Origin of the sequence: Mycobacterium sp., from assembly GCF_035506235.1 — a bacterium.
In the GTDB taxonomy this organism is placed as follows: Bacteria; Actinomycetota; Actinomycetes; order Mycobacteriales; family Mycobacteriaceae; genus Mycobacterium.
Genome location: NZ_DATJPU010000014.1, coordinates 1 through 23,531 on the forward strand (window position 1 = coordinate 1; position 23,531 = coordinate 23,531).

Sequence of the window (23,531 nt, forward strand, 5' to 3'; positions counted from 1 at the left end):
GACCCGGCCCTTGCCCAAACTGGTATCGGCGGGAAGAACGACCACGTTGTCGACCAATCAGGTCTGACCTACTGCCGAAGAAACGGCCTTGTCGGCGTTCTTCCCGCCCCTGCCGCGAACGTTGTTCAGACGCCTCCTAGATCCACCAGGTCCACCCCGCTGAGCAGACTTGCGGTCGACTCGGCCAAAAGGATCTGACCACCGTGCCCGGCGGCCATCACCCGCGCCGCCCGGTTCAGCACCGCACCGAAGTAGTCGCGGTCCCGCAGCTCTGCTTCGCCGGTCGCGATGCCCATCCGCACCGGCAACTCCAGCGCCTGCTGGGCGGCCACAGCCGCATCCACCGCTGACCTGGGCGAGGCGAACGCGGCGCATACACCGTCACCGGTGTGCTTGAACAACCAGCCCCCATGCGCCTCAATCGCCGCTCGCAAGACCTTGTCATGGGCGGCCAGCGCCGCTCGCATCTCATCGGCGTCGGCTTCCCACCGACGGGTTGAACCCTCTACGTCGGTGAACAGAAACGTCACTACCCCGGAAGGGGCAGCTGCCGCAGGCGCGGACACACCAGCAGAATCCCACAACAGACACACTCCCGCCTAGCATCGGCCATCGTGGCGTTCCTCGTGGTGGTGGGGCAGCGGCCAGTAGTAGGCCCGGAGCGGCAGATCAGAGGTATTCCGCCAACGCTTGCTGGCAGATCTCTCGATACACCTCTGGCCGCCCCTTGTGCACACGCCCATTGGAGGCGCTGTAGTGCGGAAGTTTCACAACTCGCGAATCCGCGGGTAATGACCTGGACAGCGCCTTATAGGTCTTGTCACCCAGGCATACGAACAACTGGTCTGGTTCCCCAAGTAAGGACACTTCCTGAATGAAGGCTTCGACATCCGTATCGCCGGGATTCACTTCTGCCGACTTGCTTTGATGCGTCCCTGGTATGAGGTCTGTCATGTAGCACCCCCAAAGCCACGTGCCGTAAAACGCTGTGGCAAGAAAGTGGTCGTTGTGTACGCCCGGCGTGTGAAAGTTGGCCCATTCGCGGCCGGGTATGCGCACCGGGGGCTGCCCATCGCCCGCTGGGTTGAGTCCGAGGATCACGGCCCGGCCGTGCAGTCTGTTGAGCTGCTGGGTTTCGTGCGTTGGGAATCGGAGGTTGCCGTGCCGGCCAAACGGAGGTGTGGCATCCCACGATCCCCAGACTGCCCAACTTCCATGCCAAGCGTATGGCTCCATCGTCTCGAAGAGGCTCAACATCCACTCCTTGATCTGTAGTGCGCAACGCTAGCGGGCAGACAGGAAGCGATCCCCCTCAACCCCGACCGCCTCGATGCAGCGGCCTGCGTGTATGTTCCGACTCTCAGGCCAAGCCAAGTTCCTTCAACAACGCCCACTCCGCCTCGAACGGCTTCCTTCGCTTCACTTGAGAAGGCTTTCCCTCCGCTGGCTTACTTGGACTGCCCACCGGCTGTTGCATCCGCACGTAGCGCCTGATCGGCGCGTCCATGGACTGGCCTGATCGCAAACGCCTGTAGTGCGTCGAGCACCAGCCCGACGTGTATGCCCGACGGCCGCAGTCAGTGTGCTTGCAGCGCATAGTTTCTCCGCTCTTCTATTAGTCGTGAGATGCCTGGGGTATACCCCCGCCTGGCGTTTTGGCCGGACAGGCCTGCGATATTTCGGCCTCTCTCCCTGAAGAAAATCGGTCCGTGCAATGCGAAATGCAAATCGCACAAGGCCTTCTCGAAGTACGCCTGCGGCTTGCAGGTACAGTTGATCACCGCGTCCCATCCAAGCCATCGCGGACCTCGCGGACCTCGCGGATGGTCGAGGGGTGGACGTACCTCTCCCACGCGTCCCGTAGGTCATCGGCGTGATAGCCCTTCGATGAACTGCCATCGATCCAGACATCTCTCGGCCGGATGTCGTACTCCCGCAAAAACCGGGCCAGGTCACGGAAGTCGAGCGGACTGCCGTCGGCGTGGAACCGCTGCCACGGTGATTCTGACAGCTCCGTTAACGCAGTGATGATGTCCTCGCTGCGCATCTTGTCGTTCGGCCCGAACACGATCTGAAGATCCCGCAGGAGCCGAACACCGAGACTTGCCTGTGGCTTGTCAGAAGTGAGGACGAGAGCTGCATTGCGTGCAGTGGCGGGCCAGTGACCCCCTGCAGCGTCAGCAACCATGATGAGCGGCTCCCACACATCGGCGGCGCGATCCTCCACCGGCATGTTGTCGGGCCACGACAGTGAAGCGTCCATCATCCACGAGCCGAGTGCAGCGCCAAGTGCATTGGCCTCCTTAGCGTTTACACGCGGACGCCACGGCTCGACGCGTTCAGTTCGCTTGCGCTTCTTCATTCGGATGATCACAGCTCGGTCGGCAATCGTTTCTGGCAACTTCCCGAGTCCGGCGAGCGCGACTGCGCAATAGGCAGGGTAGTCCTGACCTGCCAGGCCATCATTTCCCCAGTTGCCTCGACCGGCTGTCGCGCCACGACGATGACCCGCGTTCAGTACCGCCCTGAGTTCCTCATTGCCCCTGGTCTTTGGGCCATAGACAGTATCGATCTCGTCATACAACAGCGTTGGCGGAGGATCTTCGGAGATTCTCGCCAAGATATATCCCGTCGTTGCTTGCGAGACTCGGACGCCATGCGGCACCAGATGCTCGCTGACTTCCAGTGCACGAGTCTTTCCGCTGCCCTTTTCCGGTGACATGAAGCCGAGTCGCGGGGTGGAGTCCCATTCGTCCATGCGCCATGTGTGGGCGAGCCACAGTGCGTGTGCGTAGCGGGCGTGCTCGTTGGGGTGGGCAATGAAGCGAGTCAGGAACTTGTCCACGGCATCTAGGACTGCCCACCCGCCAACGTGCGCGAGATCCGCGAGGTCCGCGATGTCCCTGTCGAGTGAGGTCACTCCACACCACCTTTGGCGGTCGCCGCCTCCTGCGAGGCCATCCATGCGAGTACGTCGGTACGCCAGTACCGGACGTAGCGTCCACACTTCCAGCTCTTGGGGCCAATACCGTTTGCCCGATACCAGCGGTAGGTCGCTACGCTGTGGCCGCTCAAGGCAGCGGCGTCGCCGATGCTTAGCAACTCGTCGTTAGGTGTCGTTGTGCTGGGCATGATCTCTCCGTTTTCGCGGTAGCTGTTGTTGGCCGATTACGCCAACTCATTCTCATTAATCTGACCACGATCAGTTCCACGGTCGACCACGAGTTTCATCGGACCCGACGGTGTCTGAACTGATGTGCTGCTAACGGAATCTATTGTCTCTCAACCCGTTTTACCCTTGTGCCAGTTGTGCCATGCCAGCACATGTGGCACAACTGGACTCTGCTCGCATAACCCGTCGCACAGTCGGATGCGTACCTTACGATTCGAGCCATGAAGCATCATCGAGGGCAGCGTCAAGGCGTTGAGAACCTATGGGTTAGCAGGTCTGGCCAGAGGACGAAGCTTTACGGCAAAGGTAAGCAGTACCGGGCACGCTACGTCGACACCAGCGGCAAGGAACATTCTCGACGATTCCAGTACAAGGCCGACGCGACGGACTGGCTTAAACAGATCACGCGTAGCGGAGTCGACATTGCTCCACCTATGACGGGGGAATGGACTGTTGCGCAGCAGTTCTCGCTCTGGATACGCAAGGCAGACATTGCGGAGACTACCCGAGCCACGCGGCAGCACACATGGCGGGCGCACGTCGCTGACAAGTGGGGCGACCTACAGTTGACGAAGGTGTTGCCTCCAGAAATCAAGGCATGGGTGGCTGACATGGTCGACGCCGGGACGGGCGTACCGACCATCGAGAACACGCTTGGCGTCCTGCGGATGGTGCTGAAGGACGCGGTGGAAGATGGGCGGCTGATCCGCAACCCGTGCGAGGGGATCAATGCCCCCAAACGGCAGTACAAGTCGAGGGCGTACCTCACTCACCAGCAAGTCGAGCAGCTCGCTATGGCCGCCAGTGATGTCGACGGCCTGGTGGTCCGCCTCCTGGCTTACACCGGCCTGCGGTGGGGCGAGCTGGCGGCGCTCACGGTTTCGTCGGTAGACATGCTTCGTCGTCGAATGCAGATCGCCCAAGCGGTAGCCGAGGCAGATGGCCGACTGGAGTGGAAATCGCCAAAGGACCATGAACGCCGCTCGGTGCCCTTCCCGGCGTTCCTTGCGGATGACCTCGGTAAGCAGATGCTCGGCAAGGGCCGGGAGGATCTGCTGTTCTCAGGGGCGAAGGGTGGACCGCTCCGGATCTCCCACTGGAGGCCCCGAGTGTTCAACGCCGCCCGTGACTCGCTACATGGCTTTCCGAGCGTGACGCCGCACGACCTGAGACACACAGCCGCCAGCTTGGCGGTGTCTGCGGGCGGCAACGTTTTGGCGCTGGCAAGGATGCTGGGCCACGAGGACCCGAGCCTCACACTGCGGACATACGCCGACCTGTTCGACTCAGACTTGGATGCCCTAGCCGACGTGCTCGACCAGCACCGCACTGCGGCACTGCAACCATCAAATGCCAACGCTGGCAGTGAGCCTGAGGAAGAAAACGTACCGAGTACGCTGCAGCAGTCCGCATAGCCCACTCGTTAAGCCCGCTACCAGGCTTTTTGAGTCGGGGTGGCGGGATTTGAACCCACGGCCTCTTCGTCCCGAACGAAGCGCGCTACCAAGCTGCGCCACACCCCGCTTGAAGCCTCGACAGCCTATCGCACCGGCCCGCCCACTGACCAAACCGCAGGCTACGGGTTAGGCCCACACGCAGGTGCGCTCGAATTCCACCAGCGCCTCGGCGGAGCAGGCCGGGTCGAGCCCCTGCGCGCTGACCCACTCGTCGCTGAAATAGGTGTCGGCGTAGCGGTCGCCGCTGTCGGCGAGCAGGGTGACCACCGACCCGCTACGTCCCTCGGCGACCATCTCGGCGAGCAGCCCGAAGGCGCCCCACAGGTTGGTGCCCGTCGACGGCCCCACCCGGCGGCCCAGGACGGCGCTGACGTGGCGAGCGGCGGCGATCGACGCCGCGTCGGGGACCGCGACCATGCGGTCGACCACGCCGGGCAGAAACGAGGGCTCGACCCGTGGCCGGCCGATGCCCTCGATGTGGGAGGACGTCGGCATCACGATGTCGTAGCGGTCCTCGGAATAGGCGGGAAAGAACGCGGAGTTCTCCGGGTCCACGACGCACAGCCGGGTCGAGTGCCGCCGGTAGCGGATGTAACGGCCGATCGTCGCGCTGGTTCCGCCCGTTCCCGCGCCGACGACGATCCACTCCGGGATGGGGTATTGCTCCTCGCCCATCTGCTCGTAGATCGACTCGGCGATGTTGTTGTTGCCGCGCCAGTCGGTGGCGCGCTCGGCATTGGTGAATTGGTCCAGGTAGTGCCCACCGGTGTCTTGGGCGACCCGCTCGGCCTCGGCATAGACCTGACTCGAGTCGGCCACGAAATGGCAACGGCCGCCCTGTGATTCGATCAGCGCCACCTTGGCCGCGCTGGTTGACGCAGGCATCACGGCGACGAAAGGCAGCCCCAGAAGTGCCGCGAAGTAGGCTTCCGACACCGCCGTCGAACCCGAGGACGCCTCGACGACTGTGGTGCCCTCGCCGATCCACCCGTTGCACAGCGCATACAGGAACAACGAGCGCGCCAACCGATGTTTGAGGCTGCCGGTGATATGCGTCGTCTCGTCTTTGAGGTACAGCGCGACGTCGACGCCGGTGTCCCAGGCCGACGGCAGTGGGTACCGCAGCAGATGGGTGTCGGCGCTGCGCCGGGTGTCGGCCTGGATCAGCCGGATCGCGTTGTCCGTCCAGTCTCGTGGCAGGGCGCGGACCGCGATCCGGACCCGATCACTCAACGCACCGAAGCGGTCGGCTGCGAACGGCTCAAGTCGCTGGTGACATCGCGGTCGCCCATCGGGGTGGCGATCAGCGTCAGCAGCGTCGCCTCGGGCCTGCAGCAGAATCGCACTGGCGCAAACGGCGAGGTGCCGATGCCGGCTGAGACATGCAACTGCATGTTGGCGCCCCACCGGGACGGTCCCTTGGCCCGGGAGCGGTCTAGGCCGCAGTTGGTCACCACCGCGCCGTAGAACGGCAGGCAAAGCTGCCCGCCATGGGTGTGTCCGGCCATCACCAGCTGGTAGCCGTCGGCCGCGAAGCGGTCCAGCACCCGCGGCTCGGGGGAGTGGGTCAATCCCAGCCGCAGGTTCGCCGCCGGGCTGGCCGGGCCGGCGATGGTGTCGTAGCGGTCCCGGTCGATGTGCGGGTCGTCCACACCCGCTGCAGCGATGTGCAGGCCGGCCACCTCGAACTCACGCCGGGTGTGGGTGAGGTCGAGCCAGCCGCGCTCGGTGAACGCTGCGCGCAGGTCCTGCCAGGGCAACGGCTCGCCGCGGACCCGATGGGACGGGTTGGTCAGGTAGTTCAACGGGTTCTTCAGTCGCGGCCCGAAGTAGTCGTTGCTGCCGAAGACGAAGACACCCGGCCGCGACAGCAGGTCGCCCAGGTTTTGCACCACCGCGGGCACCGCCTTCGGGTGCGCCAGGTTGTCGCCGGTGTTGACCACCAGGTCGGGCTCCCAGCCGGCCAGTTCGCGCAGCCAGGCCTGTTTACGGCGCTGGTTGGGCAGCATGTGGAGGTCGCTGATGTGCAGCACCCGCAGCGGCGTGGATCCCGGCGACAGGACGGGCATGGTGATCTCGCGCAGCACGAACGCGTTGCGCTCGACGAACGCGGCATAGCCGATGCCGGCTAGGGTCGAGCCAACCGCGACCGCGCCGGTGCGCATGAGGACGGGCGTAACTTCAGCCATGCAGGCAGCCTACTGCCAGTTGCGGGTTGGCCTGGTATCGCTTATGCCACGCTTCTATGGAGGTGGCGGCTCCCCGGGCGGTGGCGGTGGGGCCAGGAGCGGGATCGTGATCGGTGGTAGACCCGGAATTTCGACGACCTGCGACCCGACCGGCGGCGGCGCTCCACCCGGCCCCCCTGCTGGCGGCGGAGGCGGCGCCGGAGGAACGCCGTTGCTGACCTGGAGCGTGATGATCGACCCCGGGATCGTCTGGCCGCTGGGTGTCGTTCCGACCACCTCGCCTTGCTTTGCGCTGCTGTTGACGGAGTTGGTCTGGTCGGAGACCTGGAAACCCGCATCCTTGATGCGCTGGCGGGCCATGTCGACGTCCAGGCCGGTGACGCTGGGCACCCGTCCCGCGGGGGAACCCTCGACGTAGCGCGGGTCGGTGGGCGGCAGTGCCACCGGCCCGAAGCTGGTGGCGATCGGCTTCATCGCGGTGAACCACGTGTGCGCCGGCTCGTTCCCGCCGTACAGGTCACCCTCGCCGCAGTGGCGCAGCGGGGAGGAGCACAAGTCGGTCGGGTTGGGCGAGTCGTCGTAGATGTAGTTCGCGGCCGCGTAGTGGCTCGTGAAACCCACGAAGCCGGACGAGCGGTGGGCCTCGGTGGTCCCCGTCTTACCGGACACCGGGAGGTCCCAGCCCGCCGCGCTGGCCGAACCGGCCGCCGTGCCGCCGCCCAGCGCGTCCTTGCTCATCGCGTTGGCCATGGTGTTCGCCAGACCCTCCGGCACCACCTGATCGCAGGTCTCGGTGGTCACGGCGACGTCATTGCCATTGCGGTCGATCAGCTTGTCGATCGGGCTCGGTGGGCACCACACACCGCCGGAGGCCAGGGTCGCCGCGACGTTGGACAGCTCCAGCGCGTTCACCTCGATCGGGCCGAGGGTGAACGAGCCGATGTTCTGCCGTTTGACGAAGTCGGCCAGGCTTTCGTTGCTGTCTCGGTTGTAGTCGCGGGCGGTGCCGGGATCGGCATAGGAGCGCAGCCCGAGCTTGATCGCCATGTCCACCGTGCGGGTGACACCGACCTGCTGGATCAGCTTGGCGAACGCGGTGTTCGGCGAGGTGGCCAGCGCCTCGGTCACGTTCATGGAGCCCCGGTAGTTGCCCGCGTTGACCACGCACCAGGTGTCCTTGGGGCAGCCCTTGGCCCCGCCGCTGCCCATGCCCTTGGCCTGGAACCTGCCCGGCACTTCGAGCGTGGCGTTGATGCCCATGCCCATGTCCAGCGCGGCGGCCGTCGTGAAGATCTTGAAGACCGACCCCGCACCGTCGCCGACCAGGGAGAACGGCTGTGGCCGCATCGTTTCGCCGGCGTCGAGGTTCAGGCCGTAGGTGCGGTTGCTGGCCATCGCCATGACGTGGTGGGAGGTCTTACCCGGCTCGATCACGCTCATCACGCTCGAGATGCCCGGCAGGGTCGGGCTGGCGTACTTGTCGATGGCCGCCTTGACCGGGATCTGCACGTCGGGGTCCAGCGTGGTGCGGATCAGGTAGCCGCCCCTGGCCAGCTGCTCCTTACTGATCCCCGCGCGCGACAGGTACTCCTGGACGTAGTCGCAGAAGAAGGCGCGGTCGCCGGCCGCGATGCAGCCGCGAGGCAGTTCGTTGGGCTGCGGCAGGACGCCCAGCGGAGTGGCCTTCGCGGCACGCAGGGCGTCGGCCTCCTGCGGCAGGTTCTCGATCATCGTGTCCAGGACCAGGTTCCGCCGGGCCAGGGCGCCGTCGGGGTTGGTGTACGGGTTCAGCGCGCTGGTCGACTGCACCATGCCCGCCAGCAGCGCCGCCTGCTGCCAGTTCAGGTCGGACGCATTGATGCCGAAGTAGGTCTGCGCCGCGTCCTGCACCCCGAACGAGCCGTTGCCGAACGAGACGAGGTTCAGGTAGCGGGTCAAGATCTCGGGCTTGCTGAAGGTCTTGTCCAGCGTGAGCGCCATCCGGATCTCGCGCAGCTTGCGCGCCGGGGTGGTTTCGACGGCGGCGCGCTTCTCCGCATCGGTCTGGGCGGTCACCAGCAATTGGTAGTTCTTCACGTACTGCTGCTCGATGGTCGAGCCGCCGCGCGTGTCGACGTCGCCGGACGCATAGCCCGCCAACCCCGTCAGGGTGCCCTTCCAGTCCACCCCGTTGTGGTCGGCGAACCGCTTGTCCTCGATCGAGACGATCGCCAGCTTCATGGTGTTGGCGATCTTGTCGGTGGGTGCCTCGAACCGGCGCTGCGAATACAGCCAGGCGATGACGTTGCCCTTCTTGTCGACCATCGTCGACACCGCCGGCACCTCGCCCTGCAGCAGCTGGGCCGACCCGTTGGCGACGACTTCGGAGGCCCGGTTGGACATCAGCCCGACCCCGCCGGCGAGCGGAAACATCAGTGCTGTGGCGACGACGCTCGCCAATAGGCAGCACCCCGCGAGCTTGAGAATCGTGAGCGCGGCCGGCGGGCGGTCTGACATGCGTACTAGGGTAGCGGCCCCTGGTCACCGGGCCACGCCATGAGTTGACCAAAGGCCCTCCTGGCCAGGGACCAGAGACCCTCCCACGTCATGACCAGCGAACTTACGATCGGCATCGGCAGAAAATTTGCGACTCCGTCACTGGTGGTCCACCGGGACGAAGTGCTCGGTCCCGTGGCCGGATTTATCCTGGTTGGGCAAGACTGCACGCGCGTCCCAAAAAAACCGTTATCAGACTGTTGCGCAATTGCCACCTGAGCACCTAACTTAGACACACGGTGCGATTCAGATAACACCGAATCGCATGGTGTGGCGTAGATCGCAAACAGAGGGTCTGCACCCGAGGAGGGCGGCCGTGACGAGCGGCCGGAAGGAAGGGAACAGCTCGTGTCAGGTTCACGGCCGGCCGCGCGTAGAACAAACATTGCGGCTGCACAGGGGGTACTTCGCAGTGTCGACTCCGAAGATCGGATCGCCTGGGTCTCGCAAGCGCTGTGCCGGACCACTGACCCCGATGAACTGTTTGTTCGGGGCGCCGCCCAACGCAAGGCCGCGGTGATCTGCAGGCACTGCCCGGTAATGCAGGAGTGCGGCGCGGACGCGTTGGACAACAAGGTCGAGTTCGGCGTCTGGGGCGGTATGACGGAGCGCCAGCGCAGGGCTTTACTCAAGCAGCATCCCGAGGTCGTCTCGTGGTCGGACTTCTTTGAAAAGCGCCGGGGCCGCACCGCCGGCTGACTCGCCCCTTCGAGCGCGCATCGCGCGGCGGGGTAACCCGTCGATTCGTCCTGAAAAGCTTGGTTTTCATCATTACTTTCTTGTTACGACCCTCGTCAAGGGTTTTGGCGGATCCGTGTTCAATAGCAGACTGACGCATGTTGAATACGAGCCGGCTTGTGCCCAATAGGGATTGGGCAGTAACGAAAACGGCCGTTCCGCAACAGACCGGCCGGTGTCAAATAGCTTTCGCCGACCCTTAATTGGGGTGTGCGCAATAGGGAAATTATTGAGCGCGGCGCCGCCCACAATTGCCGAGCGTGAGCCAAGCGACGCTTTTCCGGCGTGTCCCGTCGTGAAATGCACGCTGGGCCAACAAGGCTTTCGGCGGTTTCTCAGCGGGCCGCTTCGTCACCGACGGGGTTCGGATGCGCCGGTTTCTCAGCGCCCCGCTGCGCGGGCCGCTTCGTCACCGACGGCGGTGATCTGGTCGGCGAGCGCGCGCAGCGCGTCCAGGTCCGAGACGTCGAACGGCAGCGACGGCACCCCGATGACCGGCACATGCGGGTGGGCCGCGGTGAATCTGGAGAGCAGCCTGACCTCCCGCTTGGCGGTCTGTGCGCGGTCGGCGTGAATTTTCAGCACCGCGGCGGCCAGCGCGGCGGCCTCGGAATCCGAGGCGTCCAACGTCTCGCTTCCGTCGATCGCCCGTTCGACCGGAAGCGAACACAGTGTGGGGTGAGTGCGGTTCAGGACGAGCCCCGCGAGCGGCATGGCTTCCTGCGACAGCCGGTCGACGAAGAACGCCGCCTCACGCAGCGCGTCCGGCTCGGCGGCCGACACCACCACGAATTGTGTGCCGCGCCTTTTCAGCAGCGCGTAGGTGCGGTCGGCCTTCTCGCGGAAGCCGCCGAAGGTGGCGTCCAGCGACTGCACGAATGCCGCAGCGTCGCCCAGCATCTGCGAACCGAGCACCGTGGACATCGCCTTCATCGCCAAACCCATTGCGCCGGTGACCAATCGGCCGATTCCGCGGCCGGGTGCGAGCAGCAATCGCCACAATCGGCTATCCATGAAGCTGCCCAGTCGTTTCGGCGCATCCAAGAAATCCAGCGCATTGCGCGACGGGGGAGTGTCCACCACCACCAGGTCCCAGCGGTCCTGGCCCAGCAGTTGGCCGAGCTTCTCCATCGCCATGTATTCTTGCGTGCCGGCCAGCGAAGTCGCGACGGTCTGATAGAACTGGTTGTCCAGAATCGCTTGTGCCCGCCCGTTTCCGGAGTACTGGACCACCATTTCGTCGAACGTCCGGCGCATGTCGAGCATCATCGCGTGCAGCTCCCCGGGGACCTCGGGTGCCAACGGAACCCGCTGCGGCGTGTTACCGAGGTCGTTGACTCCGAGCGCTTGCGCCAACCGCTTGGCTGGGTCGATCGTCAAAACGCATACGGTACGGCCATATTCGGCTGCGCGTAGCGCCATGGCGGCCGCGGTGGTGGTCTTGCCGACCCCGCCGGCGCCGCAGCACACGACCACCCGGTTCGCCGTGTCGGCCAGAATGGCCGCCATGTCAAGGGTTGTCGGCGTGGTAGTCATCGAACTCCTTGCTGTGCAAGCGATTCCGAAAGCTCATACAGGCTACCCAGATCGATGCCGTCGGAAATCGCGGGCAGTTCCAGCCGCGGCACCTTCAAAGCGTCGAGCTGCTGCGCGGTCTCCGCGCGCGCGGTGATCCGGGTCGCGTGCTGGATGGTTTCGGTCAACAGCCCGGCGAAGTCGGTGTCGTTGAGCTTGATTCCGGCCATCTCCAGCCCCGCCCGCACCGAGTCCGCGTCCACATCCCCCTCCGCCGCCTTCGCCAGGTCACGCGGCTCGAGGAGCGACGGGATGTTGCGGTTCACGATCACGCTGCCGATCGGCAGCTCCATTTCCGCGAGCTCTTCGATGGCTTCCAGCGTTTCCTGCACGGGCAGCGCTTCCAGCAGCGTGACCAGATGGATGGCGGTCTGGTCGGAGTGCAGCAGCCTCACCACACCCTCGGCCTGCGAGAACACCGGGCCGCCCTTGGCCAGGTCCTTGACCGCCTTGGTGACATCCAGGAAGCGGGCGATCCGGCCCGTCGGCGGCGCGTCGACGACGACCGCGTCGTAGACCGGGTTCTTGGACCCCTTGTCGAGGCGCACCACCGACTCCTTGATCTTGCCGGTGAGCAGCACGTCGCGCAGGCCGGGCGCGATGGTCGTCGCGAACTCGATGGCACCGATGCGGCGCATCGCCCGGCCCGCGATGCCCAGGTTGTAGAACATGTCCAGGTATTCCAGGAACGCGGCCTCGATGTCGATCGCCAGCGCGCTGACCTCGCCGCCCCGCTCGGCGGTGGCGATCTTGAGTTCCTGGTAGGGCAGGGGCGGGACATCGAAAAGCTGCGCGATCCCTTGGCGGCCTTCGACTTCGACCAGGAGCACCTTGCGGCCGCCCGCCGCCAGCGTCAGTGCCAGCGCCGCCGCTACCGTCGACTTCCCCGTCCCGCCCTTGCCGGTCACGAAATGCAGGCGGACCTTCGACAGGCGCGCTGGCCAGCCGACCGAATTGCCGCCGCTAGGAGTGGATGCCACCATCGCATGCTAGCCCGACCGCCGCACGGCGCTTGGGCTGACCAGAGCCGTTCAGGGCCGACCGATAAGCTCGCGTCATGAGCCAACCCACCGCATGGGAATACGTCACGGTCCCACTGCTCACGCACGCGACCAAGCAGATCCTCGACCAGTGGGGGGCCGACGGCTGGGAGCTGGTATCCGTACTGCCCGGGCCCACCGGCGAACAGCACGTCGCGTATTTGAAGCGCCCCAAATAAAGATGTATGCCTCCGCCCGGCTGGGGCAGCTCGGGGTCGCGCTGCCGGAGGTGGCCGCGCCGCTGGCGTCATACGTACCCGCGGTGCGAACCGGCAACCTGGTCTACACCTCGGGCCAGCTGCCGATGGAGGCCGGAGAACTGGCGGGAACCGGCAAGGTCGGCGCCGAGGTCAGCCCCGAACGAGGCAAGGCGATGGCGCGGATCTGCGCCCTCAACGCCCTCGCGGCGGTGAATTCGCTGGTGGGCATCGACGCTGTCACCCGGGTGGTCAAGGTGGTTGGCTTCGTCGCCTCGGCCCCGGGGTTCCACGGCCAGCCAGGCATCGTCAACGGGGCCTCCGAGCTTCTCGCCGAGGTGTTCGGCGACGCGGGGGCGCATGCGCGTTCGGCGGTCGGCGTAGCCGAGCTTCCGCTGGACGCGCCCGTGGAGGTGGAGTTGATCGTGGAGGTCGGCGAAGGCCCGTGACCGAGGTTGCCGAGTCGCCGACCCATCCCGCATACGGCAGGTTGCGGGCGGTCACTGACACCATCTCGGTCCTACTGGCCGACAACCCCGGCCTGCTGACGCTGGATGGCACCAACACCTGGGTGCTGCGCGGACCGGGCAGCGACGAGATGGTCGTCGTGGATCCCGGCCCCGAGGACGACGAGCACATCGGCCGGGTCGCCGCCGTCGGTCGCATCGCCTTGGTGCTGATCAGCCACCGGCACGGCGACCACACCGATGGCATCGACAAACTAGTCGAACGCACGGGAGCAACCGTCCGTTCCGCCGGCAGCGGGTTTCTGCGCGGCCTGGGCGGTGAGCTGGTCGATGGCGAAGTGATCGACGCGGCCGGCCTGAAGATAAAGGTGATGGCGACGCCCGGCCACACCGCCGACTCGCTGTCGTTCGTCCTCGACGACGCCGTCTTCACGGCGGACACCGTGCTGGGCCGCGGCACCACCGTCATCGACAAGGAGGACGGCAGCCTGGCCGACTACCTGGAATCGCTGCGGCGGCTGCGCGGCCTGGGGCGGCGCCGGGTGCTGCCCGGGCACGGGCCGGATCTGCCGAATCTGGAAGCCGTCGCGGCCGGTTACCTGACGCACCGGCACGAACGCCTGGAGCAGGTGCGCGCGGCGGTGCGGGACCTCGGCGACGACGCCACCACCCGCCAGGTCGTCGAACACGTCTATGTCGACGTCGACGAGAAACTCTGGGACGCGGCGGAGTGGTCGGTTCAGGCGCAGCTGGACTACCTGCGGGCTCATTAGCGCGAGCAGTCGCAAAAACCCCCGATTTCCGGGCGTGTCGTGGGCTTTCGCGACTGGTGGCCGGGCAGGGCCCGGCGAACACCGCTAGAGGACTATCGCGCGCGCCTCGCCAGCCTTTCGGAATCCGAGATCAGCACGCTCTTGCCCTCGAGCCGGATCCAGCCGCGGTGGGCGAAATCGGCCAGGGCCTTGTTCACCGTCTCCCGGGAGGCGCCCACCAGCTGGGCGATCTCCTCCTGCGTCAGGTCGTGGGTTACCCGCATCGCGCCGCCCTCCTGGGTGCCGAAACGCTGGGCCAGCTGCAGCAGCTGCTTGGCCACCCGGCCGGGGACGTCGGTGAAGATGAGGTCGGCCAGGTTGTTGTTGGTCCGCCTCAGCCGCCGGGCCAGCACCCGCAGCAACTGTTCGGCGATCTCCGGCCGGTCGGCGATCCATGCCCGCAGCGCGTCGCGGTCCATCGACACCGCCCGCACCTCGGTAATCGTGGTCGCGCTGGAGGTCCGTGGGCCAGGGTCAAAGATCGACAATTCGCCGAACATGTCCGACGGGCCCATGATTGTCAGCAAGTTTTCCCGGCCATCCGGCGAACGCCGCCCGATTTTGACCTTTCCGGAGACGATGATGTAGAGCCGATCGCCCGGCTCCCCCTCGGCGAAAACCGTGTGCCCGCGGGGGAAGTCGACGGGTTGCAATTGCTTGGTCAGCGCGGTGACCGCGCCGGGCTCAACCCCTTGGAAGATTCCGGCCCTTGCCAGGATCTCGTCCACGTTGCCTCTTCAGCTTTCCAATGATGTGTGCGGGCAGGCCAACCCTGCTCGTGTGACGTAAGTCTAGAGGTAGGCGAAGTGTGTCCAACGTGCCACGCTACACACGATTGACGTGTCTAGGCCCCCTAAGTTGCGGATTGACGTGCGAATGGGCCCCCACCCGCGTCGGTAATCCGGGCTCGGCGCGGTCACCGAGATCGGCGGCAAACTCCGGCTTGGCGTGGCGCGGCCCCGTTTGGGGGCGGGCCGGCGGCGAATCGGCCAGCCGCAGCGCCTGGCGCCGATGCAGGTATTCCAGCGCCTCTGGCATGCCTTCGCGGGCCAGCGTGTGCACGTCGACGGGCTCCGCATGGTCGAGGAAGTCGTCGACATCGGTCGCCGTCACGGTGTCGTGGGCAAGCTCGGATTCCAGCCGCCCGAGACCGAGCGCCACGAGCATCAGCAGACCGGGGACGCACGCCACCAGCAACCATGACACAAGGAGAGTAAACATGGCTTAGGTCTCAGTGAGATCACGAAATCAGTACTCTGTCGTAGGTGACAGCGGCAAAGGCATCCGGGCGCACGAAGTCGACGCCATCCTCGCCCGACGGTGTCTCCGTCGATCGCTGGTCCAGAGAAACGCGGGTCGGGCTGGTGCGCCGGGCGCGGCGCATGAATCGGGCGCTGGCGCAAGCGTTTCCGCACGCACACTGCGAACTCGATTTCACGACGCCACTGGAGCTGACGGTGGCCACCATCCTTTCGGCGCAGAGCACCGACAAACGGGTCAACCTGACGACGCCGGCATTGTTCAAGCGATATCGCACGGCGCTGGATTATGCGCAGGCCGACCGCGACGAACTCGAGAACCTCATCCGTCCCACGGGTTTCTTCCGCAACAAGGCAACCTCGCTCATCGGTCTGGGGCAGGCCCTGGTCGAACGGTTCGGCGGCGAGGTGCCCTCGACGATGGCCGAGTTGGTCACGCTGCCGGGGGTGGGCCGCAAAACCGCCAACGTCATCCTGGGCAACGCCTTCGGCATCCCGGGAATCACCGTCGACACCCATTTCTCGCGGCTGGTGCACAGGTGGCGCTGGACCGCTGAAAAGGACCCGGTGAAGATCGAGCACGCGGTCGGCGAACTGATCGAACGCCGGGAGTGGACGATGTTGAGCCACCGGGTGATCTTCCACGGCCGCCGCGTGTGCCACGCCCGCAAACCCGCCTGCGGCGCCTGCATCCTCGCCAAGGACTGCCCCTCCTTCGGCCTCGGGCCGACGGAACCGCTGCTGGCCGCGCCCCTCGTGCAGGGCCCGGAGACCGAGCACCTGCTGGCCCTGGTGGGGCTCTAATACCCGGCGGAAGACCGTGACCCGGGCGACGCGCTGGACCATCGCGATCCTCGTGGTGGTGGCGGCGTTGGTGGTGGCCCTGGTGGCCCAGTTGCGTGACAGTCCCCCGCAGGCGGGCGGTCCCGCTGCCGCTCCGAATCAATCGCCGGCTCCCCGGGAACATCGCGACGCCGACACCCCTGCCGCGCTGGCGGGCCCCCGGCAGCGGGCCAGCCTGCCGCCGTGTCCCGCCCCCGGGGACGGCCCCGGCCCCGCGGCGCTGCGCGGTGTCACGGTGGAATGCGCCGCCGACGGCTCGGCCGTCGACGTCGCCCGCGCGCTGGCCGGACACCGGGTGGTCCTCAACCTGTGGGCATATTGGTGCGGGCCCTGCGCCGCCGAGCTTCCGGCGATGGCCGAGTATCAACGACGGGTCGGGCCGGACGTGATGGTGGTGACGGTGCACCAGGACGAGAACGAGACGGCCGCGTTACTGCGGTTGGCGGAGTTGGGTGTTCGGCTTCCGACCCTGCAGGACGGCCGTCGTCGGATCGCTGCTGCGCTGCGTGTGGTAAATGTGATGCCCGCGACGGTCGTACTCCGGCCGGACGGTAGCGTTGCCCAGATGCTGCCGCGGCCTTTTGCCGATGCCGACGAGATCGCGGCTGCCGTCGGAAACGACGCGGGTTGAGGCCGAGGGAGGTGCCGGTGAGCGCTGGGGGTACGCCCCCGCCCAGCGGGGACCCAACCCATGGGCGGGCGCCGGTTCCACTCAGGCCCGACGTGTCACCACCTTGGTTGCGTCCGCTGGTCGACAACGTCGGGCAGATCCCCGACGCGTATCGGCGCCGGTTGCCGGCCGACCTGCTCGCGATGGTGACCGCCAAGGCCGCTTCGTCGTTGGCGTCGTTGCGCGGTGACGGCCGCGAGGCCGCGGTCCTCGTGTTGTTTTCGGGCCCGGAATCCCCGTCGACCGGTGGCGTCCCCGACGACGCCGACCTGCTGGTCACGGTGCGCGCCTCGACACTGCGCCACCACGCCGGCCAGGCGGCCTTTCCGGGGGGCGCCTCCGATCCCACCGACGAGGGCCCGGTGGCCACCGCCCTGCGCGAGGCGCACGAAGAAACCGGGATCGACGTCCGCCGGCTGCATCCGCTGGCGACCATGGAACGGACGTTCATCGCGCCGTCACAGTTCCACGTCGTCCCGGTGCTGGCGTACTCGCCGGATCCAGGCCCGGTCTCCGTCGTCAACGACGCCGAAACGGCCATTGTGGCGCGAGTTCCCTTGCGCGCCTTCATCAATCCGGCGAACCGGCTGATGGTGTACCGGGGGAACCTCGGCCGCCGCTGGGCCGGGCCGGCGTTTCTGCTGAACGAGATGCTGGTGTGGGGATTCACCGGCCAGGTGATCTCCGCGATGCTCGACGTCGCCGGCTGGGCCCTGCCCTGGGACACCGACGACGTTCGTGAGCTGGAAGAGGCGATGGTGCTCGTCGGTGACGAGGATGGTCCCCTCTGATGAACGTCAACTCGATGACGCCGTCGCAGTGGCTGGATATCGCCGTCCTGGCGGTCGCCTTCATCGCGGCCATCTCGGGCTGGCGTTCGGGCGCGCTGGGCTCGCTGCTGTCGTTCGTCGGTGTACTGCTCGGCGCCATCGCGGGCGTGCTGCTGGCACCCCACATCGTCAGCCACATCGCCGCGCCCCGCGCCAAGCTGTTCACCGCGCTGTTTTTGATCCTCGCGCTGGTCGTCGTCGGCGAGGTCGCCGGCGTGGTGCTGGGACGCGCCGTTCGCGGCGCAATCCGTAGCCGCACAATAAGAACGGTCGATTCCGTCATCGGGGTGGGCGTTCAGCTCGTCGTGGTGCTGACCGCGGCGTGGCTGTTGGCGACGCCGCTGACGCAGTCCAAGGATCAGCCCGAGCTGGCTTCCGCGGTCAAGGGCTCCCGGGTGCTCGCCCAGGTCAACGAGCTGGCACCGCCGTGGCTCAAGACGGTGCCCAAGCGGCTGTCGGCGCTGCTGAACACCTCTGGGCTGCCGGCGGTGCTCGAACCGTTCAGCCGCACCCCGGTGATTCCGGTCGCCTCACCGGACCCCGCCCTGGCCAGCAATCCGGTGGTGACGAGCGCCGCGCCCAGTGTCGTCAAGGTGCGCAGCCTGGCGCCGAGCTGCCAGAAAGTGTTGGAGGGCAGCGGGTTTGTGATAGCTCCCGACCGGGTGATGACCAACGCGCACGTGGTGGCCGGTTCCAACAGCGTCCAGGTCTACGCCAGCGGCAATCCCCTCGACGCCACCGTGGTGTCCTACGACCCGTCGGTCGACATCGCGATCCTCGCCGTCCCGAACCTGCCGCCGCCGCCGTTGGCCTTCGCCCAGGGCGAGGCGAAGAGCGGCGAAAGCGTTGTGGTGCTGGGCTATCCGGGTGGCGGCAATTTCACCGCGACACCGGCCAGGATTCGCGAGGCGATCAGGCTCAGCGGCCCCGACATCTACCGCGATCCGGCGCCGGTCACCCGCGACGTGTACACCATCAGAGCCAACGTGGAGCAAGGTAATTCGGGTGGTCCGTTGATCGACCTGAACGGTAACGTGCTCGGCGTGGTGTTCGGCGCGGCCGTCGACGACCCCGACACGGGGTTCGTGTTGACGGCCGACGAGGTGGCCTCCCAGCTTTCCAAGATCGGTGACACTCAACGGGTGGCGACCGGGGCCTGCGTCAGCTGATGCCGCGCCCGATTGTCGCTCGGCTGCGCCCGCGCCCCGCGCGCTTACCTCGCTCGCGGCCCGTGCACCTGCTCGAGGAACTTCATCAGGTGCCTGTTGATCTCCTCCGGCGCCTCCTCGTGGCTGAAATGCCCTGCGCCGTCGATGGATAGGTAGCGGCCCTGCGGCGCGTAGCGTTGGGTGTGGTCGACCGGGTCGGCAAGCACGTAGGGGTCGGCGTCACCGCGCAGGTGCAGCAATGGCGTGCCGAGCTGTTGGGACATCGACCGCATGAATCGCCGGCCCTCGCCGCGTAGCTGGCTTCGCACCGCCCAGCGCTGGTACTCCAGCGCGCAGTGTGCCGCCCCGGGAATCTGGATCGCGGTCCGCAGGTAATCGGTTGTCTGTGAAAAGTCCTCGGAGGCAACCCATTTGGCGCAGCTGCGCCTCCGGACGAGGCGCTCGATCTCCGCCGCGTTGCCCCGGGTCAGCAGGCGCTCCGGCCAGATGGGCAACTGGTATTGCAGCAACGTCGGCAGCAGCGCGTAACTTTGATCGCGGCGCGTCAGCGTGGATCGGCGCAGCGCCGCCGGGTGTGGCGAGCTGATCAGCGCGATGGCGCGCACCAGCCGCGAATGCAGCAGCGCGGTCGCCCAGCAGGCCAGCCCGCCGTCGGCGTGGCCGACCAGCGTCGCCGACGAGTGCCCGAGCGCGCGGATGAGCCCGGCCGTGTCGCCGGCGAGCGTCCAGCCGTCATAGCCCCGGGGTGGCTTGTCGCTGCCGCCGTAGCCGCGCAGGTCGACCGCGACCACTCGCGCGCCGCTCAGCCCGCGCAGCTGATGGCGCCAGGACCACCAGAACGATCCGAAACCGTGCAGCAGCATCACCAGCGGCCGCGCCGTTGCCGGCTCCGAGGCCGGAACCGCCGGATCCCGTCCGTCCGGCAGGGCTTCGACGACGTGGAAGCGGATGCCGTTGGCGTGCACGTCCAAGTGGCGCCACGGCCCGTCGATGCGGGTGACCGACGGATCTGGTGCCGGCATCTACCAGCCCGAGGGATCCGCGGGTTTTTCGTGCCTCCCGCCGGAGGACTCGGGGAGTTCCTTGGGCGCGGCGGCCTTGTCGTGGCCGGGCGTGAGGGCGGTGCGCGTCTCCCTGACCGATTCGATCGTCTCCCGCGGTCCCTGGATGCGGCGGACCTTCAGAAAGCCCAGCAGCCCCAGCACGGCGCCGACCATCACCATGATCCCGAACACGATCAGGTACGACAGCCAGCGCCACAGCCAGGTGTCGAGCAGCTCGGCGACGAAGAAAAAGAAGAAGAACGTTGAGTAAAACAGCACCACCAGCGCGGCGATGAAATAGACGCTGCCGGTCAGGCCCTTTTTGACGTCCCGGGTGATCTCCGAGCGGGCCAGTTCCACCTCGGCGCGCACCAGGGTGGACACCTGGGCTGTGGCGTCTTTGATCAGGTCACCGATCGACGGCTCGGCGGGCCGGGCGTGCGGGTCGGCCAACGGAATCGTGGTCAGTGTGCTGGGCACACCGTTGTTGCGATCGACTTTGCTCACAGACCGTCCTCTCGGTGTTCTCGTCGCGGTTTATGTTGCCATGCGGTGGCATGCCACACGAGGGCAGCTGAAGGCCGGCCGAGGGACGGTGCCGATCCCGGCCGGGGCTCGGGGCCCGGCGTCCGGGCAGCGAAGCCGACGACGAGGGGGTAAGGTGATGGATCCCCTTGAGCGGGAAAGGAATAGGTAAGCAGCGTAGCCGCCACATCGACCCCGGCGAACCTGACACCATAGCGGACTAGACTGACCAGGCCACTGGGGATGCCGACCGCTCGATGGGAGTGTTGCTTTGCAGACGGCCTACCGTTGCTACCAGGCGGCGATGGTGGCCGCGCTGGTGGTACTCATCGGTGTGCCCGCGCACGCGGCCGCCGACGACAGGGTCCCGATGGGTGGTGGGGCCGGCATCGTCATCAACGGCGACACGATGTGCACCCTGACGACGATCGGCACCGATACCGCCGGCGACATGATCGGCTTCACCTCCGCGCACTGCGGCGGTCCCGGCGCGCAGGTCGCCGCCGAGGCCGCGCAGAACAGGGGCCCGCTGGGCATCATGGTCGCGGGCAACGACATCCTCGACTACGCGGTCATCAAATTCGATCCGGCCAAGGTGGCGCCGGTGGCCAACTACAACGGTTTTGTGATCAGCGGCATCGGTCCGGATCCGGCCTTTGGCCAGATCGCCTGCAAACAGGGCCGCACGACCGGCAATTCGTGCGGTGTCACCTGGGGGCCTGGCCAGGACCCGGGCACCATCGTCATGCAGGTGTGTGGCCAGCCGGGCGACTCCGGGGCGCCGGTGACCGTCAACAATTTGCTCGTCGGCATGATTCACGGAGCGTTCAGCGACAACCTGCCGACGTGCATCATCAAATACATCCCGCTGCACACCCCGGCGGTGGTGATGTCGATCAACGCCGACCTCGCCGACATCAACGCCAAGCACCGGCCCGGCGCGGGCTTCGTGCCGCTGCCGGCCTGACCGCGCTGAACTATTTCCCGGCCTTGATCGCGTCGAACACGCCGGGATCCAGCAGTGTCGAGGTGTCACCCAACTCCCGGTTCTCGGCGACGTCGCGCAGCAGCCTGCGCATGATCTTGCCGCTGCGGGTCTTGGGCAGCTCGGGCACCACGTGGACCTCGCGGGGCTTGGCGATGGGCGAGATCTCCCGGGCCACCTCGATGCGCAACTCGTCGACGATCCCGTCGTGCACCTCGAAGTCGGCACACAAGACGACGAACGCGCAGATCGCCTGGCCGGTGGTCTCGTCCGTCATACCGACCACAGCGGCCTCGGCCACCGCGACGTGGCCGACCAGCGCCGACTCCACCTCGGCGGTCGAGAGCCGATGCCCCGACACGTTCATCACGTCGTCGATGCGGCCGACCACCCAGATGTTGCCGTCGGAGTCGTAATAGGCGCTGTCGCCGGCGAAGTACCAGCCCTGCTCGGCGAACCTGGACCAGTAGGTCTCGACGTAGCGTTCGGGATCGCCCCAGATGCCGCGAAGCATGGACGGCCACGGCTGATCCAGGACGAGGTAGCCGGTGGCGTGCTCGCCGTTGGCATTGCCCGGCGGGATCTGGTCGCCGTGGTCGTCGACGATCTTGGCCGAGATGCCCGGCAACGGCCTCATCGCCGAACCGGGTTTGGCCGCGGCGACTCCGGGCAGCGGGCTGATCATGGCGGCGCCCGTCTCGGTCTGCCACCAGGTGTCGACGATCGGGAGGCGCTCGGCCCCGATCACCTTGCGGTACCAGCGCCACGCCTCGGGATTTATCGGTTCGCCGACCGTCCCCAGCAGCCGCAGGCTGGACAGGTCGTGCGCATCGGGGATATCGCGGCCCCACTTCATGAAGGTGCGGATGAGCGTGGGCGCGGTGTAATAGATTGTCACGCCGTACTTTTCGATGATCTCGAAATGCCGGTGCTGGGTGGGCGAGTCGGGCGTGCCCTCGTACAGGACCTCGGTGACGCCATTGGACAGCGGACCGTAGACACCGTAGGTGTGTCCGGTAACCCAGCCGATGTCGGCGGTGCACCAAAAGACGTCGCTTTCGGGTTTGATGTCGAAGACGTAGTAGTGCGTGTAGGAGCACTGGGTCAGATAGCCGCCGCTGGTGTGGACGATCCCCTTCGGCTTGCCGGTGGTGCCCGAGGTGTACAGCAGGAACAACGGCTGCTCGGCCCCGAACGGCTCCGCGGTGTGCTCGGGCGATGCGGCGTCGACGACGTCGTGCCACCACAGGTCGCGGTCGTCGTTCCAGGACACGTCAATTCCCGTGCGCCGCACCACCAGAACGCGCTCGACGGTGCTGGGACCGTCTGGGCCGGGCGAAACCGCCTCGTCTGCGGCGTCCTTCAGCGGCGCCGGCTTGCCGCGGCGGAACTGCCCGTCGCTGGTGATCAGCAGCTTGGCCTCGGCGTCGGCGATTCGGGCGCGCAGCGCCTTGGCGGTGAAACCGGCGAACACGACGCTGTGCATGACGCCCAAGCGTGCGCAGGCGAGCATCGATATCACGGCCTCCGGAATCAACGGCATGTAGATGGCGACCCGGTCGCCGGCGACCAGACCGAGGTCGGTCAGCGCGTTGGCCGCCTTGCACACCTCGGTCTGCAGATCGGAATAGGTCAGGCTGCGGCTGTCGCCGGGTTCGCCCTCCCAGTGGATCGCCACCCGATCCCCCAGCCCGGCCTCCACGTGGCGGTCCACGCAGTTGTAGGCGACGTTGAGCTTGCCGTCGGCGAACCACTTGGCGAACGGCGCTTCCGACCAGTCGAGGATCTCGGTGAACGGCGTCGACCACGAGAGCCGGTGGGCCTGTTTGGCCCAGAACGCCAGCCGATCCAGCTCGGCCTCGCGGTACAAGTCCTCACCGGCGTTGGCTTGCGCGGCGAACTCGGCCGGCGGGGGATACGAAGCCGGATGAGACGAGCCCTCGGTGTGGGTGGCGGTCACTGGTTTCCTCCTAATGTCGAGGCACGTCAACCGTCAGTGAGCCTAAACCTTTGAGGTGAAAAGCC

Annotated in this window: 23 protein-coding genes, 1 tRNA gene and 1 pseudogene; 10 read left to right on the plus strand and 15 right to left on the minus strand. The window is 66.5% G+C overall.

Translation table 11 applies throughout. The features are described 5' to 3' along the window. Positions 1–134: 134 nt before the first annotated feature. The 4 genes and pseudogenes from VMD50_RS01780 to VMD50_RS01795 form a co-directional block, all read right to left on the minus strand. Positions 135–530: pseudogene (locus VMD50_RS01780) on the minus strand (adenylate/guanylate cyclase domain-containing protein); the annotation flags it as partial. 139 nt (positions 531–669) lie between these two features. After that, positions 670–1,254: a hypothetical protein gene (locus VMD50_RS01785; RefSeq protein WP_325424248.1), complete on the minus strand. Its 585-nt coding sequence runs from the start codon at positions 1,252–1,254 to the stop codon at positions 670–672. A gap of 523 nt (positions 1,255–1,777) precedes the next feature. Next, entirely contained in the window at positions 1,778–2,920 is a 1,143-nt protein-coding gene (locus VMD50_RS01790; RefSeq protein ID WP_325424250.1) for a DUF3631 domain-containing protein, read from the minus strand. Beyond that, a complete protein-coding gene (locus VMD50_RS01795) occupies positions 2,917–3,132 on the minus strand; it encodes a helix-turn-helix transcriptional regulator (RefSeq protein WP_325424252.1) in 216 nt (71 codons plus the stop codon). Before VMD50_RS01795 ends, VMD50_RS01790 begins: the two co-directional genes overlap by 4 nt. 261 nt (positions 3,133–3,393) lie before the next feature. On the opposite strand from VMD50_RS01795, the gene VMD50_RS01800 reads away from it, so the two are divergent. Next, positions 3,394–4,587: a tyrosine-type recombinase/integrase gene (locus VMD50_RS01800; protein ID WP_325424254.1), complete on the plus strand. Its 1,194-nt coding sequence runs from the start codon at positions 3,394–3,396 to the stop codon at positions 4,585–4,587. Between the two features lie 34 nt (positions 4,588–4,621). Here the strand turns inward: VMD50_RS01800 and VMD50_RS01805 are convergent. The 4 genes from VMD50_RS01805 to ponA2 form a co-directional block, all read right to left on the minus strand. Further along, positions 4,622–4,695 (minus strand) — tRNA-Pro (locus VMD50_RS01805). Between the two features lie 60 nt (positions 4,696–4,755). Beyond that, positions 4,756–5,862, minus strand: a complete 1,107-nt coding sequence (gene cds1 / locus VMD50_RS01810; RefSeq protein WP_325424256.1) for an L-cysteine desulfhydrase Cds1 — start codon at positions 5,860–5,862, stop codon at positions 4,756–4,758. Next, positions 5,859–6,818, minus strand: a complete 960-nt coding sequence (locus VMD50_RS01815) for a metallophosphoesterase (protein ID WP_325424258.1) — start codon at positions 6,816–6,818, stop codon at positions 5,859–5,861. The genes cds1 and VMD50_RS01815 overlap by 4 nt, the downstream gene beginning before the upstream one ends. A 54-nt stretch (positions 6,819–6,872) precedes the next feature. After that, positions 6,873–9,314, minus strand: a complete 2,442-nt coding sequence (gene ponA2 / locus VMD50_RS01820) for a transglycosylase/D,D-transpeptidase PonA2 (protein WP_325424260.1) — start codon at positions 9,312–9,314, stop codon at positions 6,873–6,875. Between the two features lie 387 nt (positions 9,315–9,701). Between ponA2 and VMD50_RS01825 the strand changes: the two genes are divergently transcribed. After that, entirely contained in the window at positions 9,702–10,052 is a 351-nt protein-coding gene (locus tag VMD50_RS01825) for a WhiB family transcriptional regulator (protein ID WP_325424262.1), read from the plus strand. Positions 10,053–10,472: 420 nt separating this feature from the next. Here VMD50_RS01825 and bagB read toward each other — a convergent pair whose 3' ends face one another. Continuing rightward, positions 10,473–11,627, minus strand: a complete 1,155-nt coding sequence (gene bagB / locus VMD50_RS01830) for an ATPase BagB (protein ID WP_325424264.1) — start codon at positions 11,625–11,627, stop codon at positions 10,473–10,475. Next, a complete protein-coding gene (gene bagA, locus VMD50_RS01835; RefSeq protein ID WP_325424266.1) occupies positions 11,624–12,649 on the minus strand; it encodes an ATPase BagA in 1,026 nt (341 codons plus the stop codon). Before bagA ends, bagB begins: the two co-directional genes overlap by 4 nt. A 74-nt stretch (positions 12,650–12,723) precedes the next feature. Between bagA and VMD50_RS01840 the strand changes: the two genes are divergently transcribed. From VMD50_RS01840 to VMD50_RS01850, 3 genes are read left to right on the plus strand one after another with little or no spacing between them, the layout of a single operon-like run. Then, the gene (locus VMD50_RS01840; protein ID WP_007166633.1) at positions 12,724–12,885 is read left to right on the plus strand and encodes a Sp36 family protein; all 162 of its coding nucleotides are present in this window, start codon (positions 12,724–12,726) and stop codon (positions 12,883–12,885) included. A gap of 2 nt (positions 12,886–12,887) precedes the next feature. Continuing rightward, the gene (locus VMD50_RS01845) at positions 12,888–13,352 is read left to right on the plus strand and encodes a RidA family protein (protein ID WP_325424270.1); all 465 of its coding nucleotides are present in this window, start codon (positions 12,888–12,890) and stop codon (positions 13,350–13,352) included. After that, a complete protein-coding gene (locus tag VMD50_RS01850; RefSeq protein ID WP_325424272.1) occupies positions 13,349–14,143 on the plus strand; it encodes an MBL fold metallo-hydrolase in 795 nt (264 codons plus the stop codon). The genes VMD50_RS01845 and VMD50_RS01850 overlap by 4 nt, the downstream gene beginning before the upstream one ends. Before the next feature lie 92 nt (positions 14,144–14,235). Here the strand turns inward: VMD50_RS01850 and crp are convergent, their stop codons facing one another. Next, a complete protein-coding gene (crp, locus tag VMD50_RS01855) occupies positions 14,236–14,910 on the minus strand; it encodes a cAMP-activated global transcriptional regulator CRP (protein WP_036465140.1) in 675 nt (224 codons plus the stop codon). A 97-nt stretch (positions 14,911–15,007) separates the two neighbouring features. Then, positions 15,008–15,403: a hypothetical protein gene (locus VMD50_RS01860; RefSeq protein ID WP_325424275.1), complete on the minus strand. Its 396-nt coding sequence runs from the start codon at positions 15,401–15,403 to the stop codon at positions 15,008–15,010. A gap of 161 nt (positions 15,404–15,564) precedes the next feature. Between VMD50_RS01860 and nth the strand changes: the two genes are divergently transcribed. From nth to marP, 4 genes are read left to right on the plus strand one after another with little or no spacing between them, the layout of a single operon-like run. Beyond that, positions 15,565–16,245 carry an endonuclease III gene (nth, locus tag VMD50_RS01865; RefSeq protein WP_325424396.1) on the plus strand — a complete coding sequence of 227 codons (681 nt, stop codon included), beginning with the start codon at positions 15,565–15,567 and terminating at the stop codon, positions 16,243–16,245. A gap of 16 nt (positions 16,246–16,261) precedes the next feature. Then, a complete protein-coding gene (locus VMD50_RS01870; protein WP_325424277.1) occupies positions 16,262–16,915 on the plus strand; it encodes a TlpA family protein disulfide reductase in 654 nt (217 codons plus the stop codon). Between the two features lie 17 nt (positions 16,916–16,932). Then, entirely contained in the window at positions 16,933–17,745 is an 813-nt protein-coding gene (locus VMD50_RS01875; RefSeq protein ID WP_325424279.1) for an NUDIX hydrolase, read from the plus strand. Positions 17,746–17,759: 14 nt separating this feature from the next. Further along, a complete protein-coding gene (marP, locus tag VMD50_RS01880) occupies positions 17,760–18,953 on the plus strand; it encodes an acid resistance serine protease MarP (protein ID WP_325424398.1) in 1,194 nt (397 codons plus the stop codon). Positions 18,954–18,997: 44 nt separating this feature from the next. Here the strand turns inward: marP and VMD50_RS01885 are convergent, their stop codons facing one another. Both VMD50_RS01885 and VMD50_RS01890 read right to left on the minus strand, forming a co-directional pair. Next, positions 18,998–19,975 carry an alpha/beta fold hydrolase gene (locus VMD50_RS01885; RefSeq protein WP_325424281.1) on the minus strand — a complete coding sequence of 326 codons (978 nt, stop codon included), beginning with the start codon at positions 19,973–19,975 and terminating at the stop codon, positions 18,998–19,000. Further along, positions 19,976–20,503, minus strand: a complete 528-nt coding sequence (locus tag VMD50_RS01890) for a phage holin family protein (RefSeq protein WP_325424283.1) — start codon at positions 20,501–20,503, stop codon at positions 19,976–19,978. It abuts the gene before it with no gap. 289 nt (positions 20,504–20,792) lie between these two features. Between VMD50_RS01890 and VMD50_RS01895 the strand changes: the two genes are divergently transcribed. After that, positions 20,793–21,488 carry a chymotrypsin family serine protease gene (locus VMD50_RS01895; RefSeq protein WP_325424285.1) on the plus strand — a complete coding sequence of 232 codons (696 nt, stop codon included), beginning with the start codon at positions 20,793–20,795 and terminating at the stop codon, positions 21,486–21,488. Between the two features lie 10 nt (positions 21,489–21,498). Here the strand turns inward: VMD50_RS01895 and acs are convergent, their stop codons facing one another. Beyond that, a complete protein-coding gene (acs, locus tag VMD50_RS01900; protein ID WP_325424287.1) occupies positions 21,499–23,466 on the minus strand; it encodes an acetate--CoA ligase in 1,968 nt (655 codons plus the stop codon). Positions 23,467–23,531 lie beyond the last annotated feature (65 nt).

Bases quoted from the DNA above. Each gene is read 5' to 3' on its own strand.
- VMD50_RS01800 (WP_325424254.1), top strand. From the start codon at position 3,394: ATGAAGCATCATCGAGGGCAGCGTCAAGGCGTTGAGAACCTATGGGTT.
- VMD50_RS01795 (WP_325424252.1), bottom strand. From the start codon at position 3,132: ATGCCCAGCACAACGACACCTAACGACGAGTTGCTAAGCATCGGCGAC.
- nth (WP_325424396.1), top strand. From the start codon at position 15,565: ATGAATCGGGCGCTGGCGCAAGCGTTTCCGCACGCACACTGCGAACTC.
- bagA (WP_325424266.1), bottom strand. From the start codon at position 12,649: ATGGTGGCATCCACTCCTAGCGGCGGCAATTCGGTCGGCTGGCCAGCG.
- ponA2 (WP_325424260.1), bottom strand. From the start codon at position 9,314: ATGTCAGACCGCCCGCCGGCCGCGCTCACGATTCTCAAGCTCGCGGGG.
- VMD50_RS01840 (WP_007166633.1), top strand. From the start codon at position 12,724: ATGAGCCAACCCACCGCATGGGAATACGTCACGGTCCCACTGCTCACG.
- bagB (WP_325424264.1), bottom strand. From the start codon at position 11,627: ATGACTACCACGCCGACAACCCTTGACATGGCGGCCATTCTGGCCGAC.
- VMD50_RS01885 (WP_325424281.1), bottom strand. From the start codon at position 19,975: ATGCCGGCACCAGATCCGTCGGTCACCCGCATCGACGGGCCGTGGCGC.
- VMD50_RS01845 (WP_325424270.1), top strand. From the start codon at position 12,888: ATGTATGCCTCCGCCCGGCTGGGGCAGCTCGGGGTCGCGCTGCCGGAG.
- VMD50_RS01860 (WP_325424275.1), bottom strand. From the start codon at position 15,403: ATGTTTACTCTCCTTGTGTCATGGTTGCTGGTGGCGTGCGTCCCCGGT.
- VMD50_RS01815 (WP_325424258.1), bottom strand. From the start codon at position 6,818: ATGGCTGAAGTTACGCCCGTCCTCATGCGCACCGGCGCGGTCGCGGTT.
- marP (WP_325424398.1), top strand. From the start codon at position 17,760: ATGACGCCGTCGCAGTGGCTGGATATCGCCGTCCTGGCGGTCGCCTTC.